Origin of the sequence: Chloroflexus sp., assembly GCF_034432675.1 — a bacterium.
GTDB lineage: Bacteria > Chloroflexota > Chloroflexia > Chloroflexales > Chloroflexaceae > Chloroflexus.
On the sequence record NZ_DAOUBI010000200.1, the window covers coordinates 1 to 5,951 of the forward strand.

General features: G+C 57.0%; 6 protein-coding genes. All 6 read right to left on the reverse strand.

Annotation, left to right across the window (positions count from 1 at the left end):
• Nucleotides 1-86: 86 nt before the first annotated feature.
• Nucleotides 87-1,100 (reverse strand): ATP-NAD kinase family protein, encoded by a 1,014-nt coding sequence (locus VAE55_RS15190; RefSeq protein ID WP_322816581.1) that lies wholly within the window; start codon nucleotides 1,098-1,100, stop codon nucleotides 87-89.
• Nucleotides 1,101-1,205: 105 nt separating this feature from the next.
• Entirely contained in the window at nucleotides 1,206-2,603 is a 1,398-nt protein-coding gene (locus tag VAE55_RS15195) for an alpha/beta fold hydrolase (RefSeq protein ID WP_322816582.1), read from the reverse strand.
• Between the two features lie 29 nt (nucleotides 2,604-2,632).
• A complete protein-coding gene (locus VAE55_RS15200; protein WP_322816583.1) occupies nucleotides 2,633-3,667 on the reverse strand; it encodes an alpha-ketoacid dehydrogenase subunit beta in 1,035 nt (344 codons plus the stop codon).
• A 76-nt stretch (nucleotides 3,668-3,743) separates the two neighbouring features.
• The gene (locus tag VAE55_RS15205) at nucleotides 3,744-4,760 is read right to left on the reverse strand and encodes a thiamine pyrophosphate-dependent dehydrogenase E1 component subunit alpha (RefSeq protein WP_322816584.1); all 1,017 of its coding nucleotides are present in this window, start codon (nucleotides 4,758-4,760) and stop codon (nucleotides 3,744-3,746) included.
• A gap of 328 nt (nucleotides 4,761-5,088) precedes the next feature.
• Nucleotides 5,089-5,541: a hypothetical protein gene (locus VAE55_RS15210; RefSeq protein ID WP_322816585.1), complete on the reverse strand. Its 453-nt coding sequence runs from the start codon at nucleotides 5,539-5,541 to the stop codon at nucleotides 5,089-5,091.
• 193 nt (nucleotides 5,542-5,734) lie between these two features.
• Nucleotides 5,735-5,951: hypothetical protein (locus VAE55_RS15215; RefSeq protein WP_322816586.1), on the reverse strand; the 217-nt coding region annotated here is incomplete at its 5' end.

The following is a 5,951-nucleotide window of genomic DNA, read 5'->3' on the forward strand; positions in this document are numbered from 1 at the left end:
CGTGTTCCACCCCTCCCCCCGTCGCGCTCAACGCCCCGCACCGCTGTGGTGACGTAAGGTAGCAACTTGGATTATTTTATGCCAACTCACTCACCACTAAAAAAACCTGCTCCAGCCGCCAGAGCAATCGCCCGCCGTGGCTCAATTACACGAGGACCATGCGGGTTAAAGCACAATATCGCCGACTCGCCGGCTCGCAATTCGATTTCGCGTTCGCCATCAAAGGCCAGTACCGCCGGTCGCTCACGACAGACGATCACCGTTTCACCGGGAGCCAGTATCCGATACTCCGCAACGTGAACAGTTTGCATCAGGCCTGGTGCCACAGGTGCCTGTACCGGTTTCCCGCTAGCGGCAAGCCGCAAATACAAGCCATGACCTGATGGATACTGACCGGCCAGCGCATGCGCTCCAATCGATGACAATCCAATATTGCCCGGTTCGGCGCGCGTCAGTACCAGATCGCTGATCCGCGTGCTGTCCCAGATAGCGCGTGCGGCGACAAATCGTTCGTCGTAGACAGCAGCATCCACCAGCGCTATGTCATCCGGTGTTGTTTCGTGCAGTTGATCAATCGCCTGCGGTGTAGCCAGACGGTAGACATCAATTCTTGGGGCACGAACTACTGCCGCGTCGGCCCGACCACACGCGACCAGCCCTGCCGCCAGGCCGGCGGTGGTCGCTTCAATCATCAATGGAAAGACATTATTGGTGCCGGTTGATATTGGCATGAGCGGTACATCACCACACCCCTTGGCAACCAGTCGATTGGTACCGTCCCCGCCGAGAGTCACGATACAGCCAACGTGACGTTCAGCAAACAACCGTGCCGTGCGTAACGTGTCGTCAGGCGTAAACCAGGCCGGTATGTCGAGGAGCGTTGCTTCAATCGTCAACGGGAGATTGTCGAGCGCCTTGAGACCAATTCCGAACCGATCCGGCATGATCCAGACACGCTGAACCCCAACGGCTTCCAACCCTAGCAGAACCCGCTTAACGATGCTGACCTTCTCTTCATTGTCAAACACCGAGCCATGCGCTACCAGCCGCCGAATATCCTTCCCTGATGCCGGATTAGCGATGATGCCAACAGTAACCATGGAACACGTCGCGGGGCACTATTGCCCCGCGCTCCACTGCATATCAGCAGGTAAGACGCGGTAGCGTTCTGTTGATGATTCTACCGGTCTTCCTGCTGGCGAAGATTACGATGAACTGACAACAGGGAGTACCTGTTGCAGAAACTCAACGATACTGTTCGTTACCCGAATAAATCCTGCACTTCCCGGTAGCACCCAGTTGAAATGGCTCATACCGGGAATAACCTCCAACCGCGCCGTTGCCCCCGCCCGCTCGACGATAGCCTGCGCTTCTGCCAGCGGCACAAGCTGATCGGCATCGCCGTGAATCACCAGCAACGGTCGTGGAGCAATGTGGCCTGCCATATCCTCCGGAGCGTACTCGATCAACGCTTCAGCACTTGCCAGCGATAGCATCACCTTCATCTGGGGGAATTCAGCCGCAACCTGATCGAGAAACGCTTGCGATTCCGGATCGGGTAATACAATCTCTAACGGATCGACCAGGCTTGATTTCCCAGACAGCACCCGCTGCCGGCGATCTTCAGCCAGGCGCACCAGGAATTGACTCCATTCCCACTGCCGACGCAAACTCCGTAGCCAACGCGCACCGTTGCCGGGCGGCTCCAATGCCACCGCTGCACGAACTTGCCGATCAAGTGCGGCGGTTGTCACTGCGTGCGCACCACCCAGACTGATCCCGATCACAGCCATTCGCTCGGGATCGACAGTTGGCTGGTTGGACAGAAACGTCAGGGCAGCCTGCGCATCAGCCACCTGCTCAAATGGCATGAGGCGGCCCCGCTCTCCTTCACTCTCGCCAAACCCACGGTAATCGAAGACGAGTGCAACATAGCCGGCAGCATTGAGCACTTTGGCGATGTCGGGCATCACCATCGTCTTGAGGTAGGTATAGCCGACCAGCAATACTACACCCGGCCTCCGTTCAGCCGGTGCTAGATCGCGAGGCGTGTACAGCAAGCCATCAAGACGATGACCATCGCTGTAGAAGCCAACCCGCTGGAGCGGTTGGACTGTCGTCGCCCGAGCTGCAATGGCTCGCTCAACATCTTCCCGGATAATTGCCCCACCAGGGCCACTCCCAACCAGCGTGCTCAAATCAATCCCATGCTCTTGGGCCAGCTTGCGCGCCGCCGGCATGGCACGCGGTGCAGCGGTACGGGCTGGCGCCGGCGGCAGAGATACTGTCGGCGTATCTTGAACGGCAACCGGAGCCGGAACCGTCTCTGCTGCGCCGTTGCCGGCCACCTCGGCCAGCCGCTCACCAGGAGCAGTGATGTAAGCGATAACCTTCGTCACCGCCACGACGCTCCCTTCGGGATAACACAGCCGCGCCAGCGTTCCACTCACCGGAGCTTCAACGACATTCGTGATCTTCTCCGTTTCCACCTCTGCAATTGGCTCACCCTGCTGCACCGACTCGCCTTCGCGCTTGAGCCAGAGGTTGATCTTCCCCTCTTGCATGCTCAAGCCCCACTTTGGCATCACAACCTCGGTAGGCATGATTTCTCCTGCAACAAGCGCCCCCAGAATCAGCCAAATGTCGCCCGCGCCGCTGCCACAATCCGCTCAGGCGAAGGCACATAGGAATCTTCCAGTATCGGGCTAAACGGTACCGGGGTATGCGGCGGTGTGACCAGCTTGACCGGCGCATTCAAAAATTCCAGCGCTTGTGTCGCCGCCAGGGTGGCAATATCGCCCGCCACACTGCACCGTGGATTATCTTCATCAACCACAACCAGACGGCCGGTCTTCCGCACCGACTCCAGTACCGTTGTCTCATCGAGTGGTGATAAGGTGCGAAGATCAATTACTTCAGCGCTGATACCTTGTTGCGCTAATCGCTCGGCCGCCTCTAAAGCGTGCAATACCATACGTGAGATGGCAACAATCGTGACATCACCACCTTCGCGCTTCACATCAGCCTGCCCAAGCGGGATAACATATTCACCTTCGGGAACCGGCCCCTTCATATCGTAAAGCAGTTTGTGCTCACAGAAGATAACCGGGTCATCGTCGCGAATAGCCGCTGCCAGCAATCCCTTCGCATCAGCCGGAGTCGCCGGCGCAACCACCTTCAAGCCGGGAAAATGAACAAACGTCGAGTAGATCGAGTCGGAGTGTTGGGCTGCTGCCCGAAAACCGGCCCCGATCATCGTCCGAATCACGAGTGGAATACGTGCCTTGCCGCCGAACATGTAGCGCATCTTGGCGGCCTGATTGACGATCTGGTCGAGGCATACCCCCATAAAGCCGATGAACATCAGCTCAACCACCGGTCGTAGACCGGTTGCCGCTGCGCCGACACCGGCTCCAACAAATCCCGACTCGGTAATTGGTGTATCACGCACACGCTGACGGCCAAATTCGTGTACTAACCCCTTCGTCACCCCCAACACCCCACCCCAGGCATCAAGATGGCTCTCGTCTTCACTATGGGATGCCCCGGTGACATCTTCACCCATTAAGATAACCGTTGGATCGCGCCGCATCTCAAGACGCAATGCCTCATTGATCGCCTCACGATAGCTCAGAGTACGTACTGCCTCTTCAACCATTGCAGTCATAGTATCACCTCATCGTTGAGTTGTCTGTGCCGAAGGAAAGCTACCTCTTCCCCACAGCTTACTATCTCTTTCGCATCTAGCGTCGTACTGCGACGGCAGCTTCCTGGAAGGGCCACAAAGCCGACATCGGATAATCAACATAGACATCGGTCAACAGCTCTGCCGGATCGGGCAATGGACTTTCGGCAGCGAAGCGTACTGCATCTTCCACCGCGGCACGAGCACGGGCATCGATCTCATCAAGCTCAGCAGCCGTCAACAATCCCTGCGCTGTCACAGTCTGGCGAAAACGGTGGAGGCAGTCGAGCGAGCGATAGTGAGCTTCCTCATCGCGAGTGCGGTAGCGGATCGAGTCACCCTCGAAGTGGCCATAGTAACGATACGTCTGCGCCTCGATAAATGTCGGGCCTTCCCCACGCCGGGCACGCGCCACAGCTTCACCGGCTGCCTCGTAAACGGCAAAGAAATCGAGGCCGTCAATGGCGATGCTCGGCATACCAAACCCACGTGCGCGTGCAGCGATGTCTTGCCCGGAAACAGAATACTGGGGCGACGTCGTCTCGGCATAGCCGTTATTCTCACACACAAACACGACCGGCAATTTCCAGATTCCCGCCAGATTCAGACCCTCAAACGTCGTACCCTGATTCGACGCTCCATCACCGAAGAAGCAAACCGTTACCTGATCGGTACCCTTGATCTTCGCGGTCAGACCGGCACCACAGGCCAGTGGCGGGCCGCCACCAACAATACCGTTGGCGCCAAGCATGCCCTTATCGACATCGGCAATATGCATCGAACCACCTTTGCCCTTACAGGCTCCTGTTGCCTTGCCGTAGATCTCGGCCATCATCGCCCGCAGATCGACTCCCTTGGCAATGCAGTGCCCGTGACCGCGATGGGTGCTGGTAATAAAATCATCATCCCGCAGGTTCGCGCAGAGACCAACAGCTACCGCTTCTTCACCAGCATACAGGTGAACGAAGCCAGGTATCTTCCCGGCAGCAAAATCGGTGTGCAACCGATCCTCGAACTCACGAATGAGCCGCATCCGCTCATACGCCCAGAGGAGTTTCTCCCGACTGATGTCCATAGCACTCTCCGTTCGTCAATGAACGCCAACTATCGTCATAGCTCGCCAGCGAGCTGGAAAGAAAGATCAGACTGGGACGCGCAGAACCCCGATTGAGATGGGAGCGGAGGGATAATGAAGAGGCTGACGTAATGCTGCAAATTGTTGTATCGGGATGATGCAATCTATTCCGATTTGGAATAAAACTGATACCATTACTATACGTGATGCAAATTGACTTGTCAAGCAGTTTGGTTTGCACGCTCGTGAGCCGCGATCTGTATCAGAACAACCCACTGTGCAGCAGCTATTTCATGCATGCTATGCGGCCATCATGCCGCACTGCGTATCAATGCAGATTATCAATCCTGTGCTGGCGCACTACGAGGTGTGCTACCAACAAGCCACTGATACGTTGTTGCAGGGGCAGCGGCTGGTTCAATCCATTCGCGCTCAGATGCAGCACCAGTGTGAGGGGTAGTGCTGCGGCCAGCAGTGCGCTACGCCATGCCCCCACTGGAGCGGAAACCACCAGTACCGGATGGTTTCCACTGTTGCACACTGAGCCTGGAGTACGATACACCGTTGACGGCGGGCACGGCGTACTATTGCCGGTAATAAGTAAACCGGAGGCGCAAACTCCCAGAGGATACCAGTGCTTTCGCACCACGATGAAGCGCTCAAGGCCGCAGCCGGTAATAAGCAAACCGGAGGCGCAAACTCCCAGAGGATACCAGTGCTTTCGCACCACGATGAAGCGCTCAAGGCCGCAGCGTGATGGCGATAGGAGCTTTCGTACCATGACCGTTGCTACACCGGATTTGCTATCAGAGTACCGCACTTACTCTTAGGCGCATGTCACGCCGATCCCGGAATTGCACTTTGCAAATCCCAGAACATCCACGTGGAGCTACGATGTCCTGCGACAAATGTTCAACCAGACGTTTAGGAAGACGAAGGCTCTGAGTAACATCAAATCCGGTGTGTACAGAATACTATTCAGCGTTCACCCGCCGCTGTGCCTGTGCGCAGATGCGTGAAACCAGCACTCCCACACCTGCGACGCCCCGAAAGCGATGCACTACTGGCAGGCCCGATGGCATTGCAACCCGTGAGCGACCGGTAAACAGAGCTTGCACCAAACAAACAACCCCCAGCAACCGTATCTGGTTGCCGGGGGTCATCATCGGTCGGGTGCGTGGACCTAGGTTC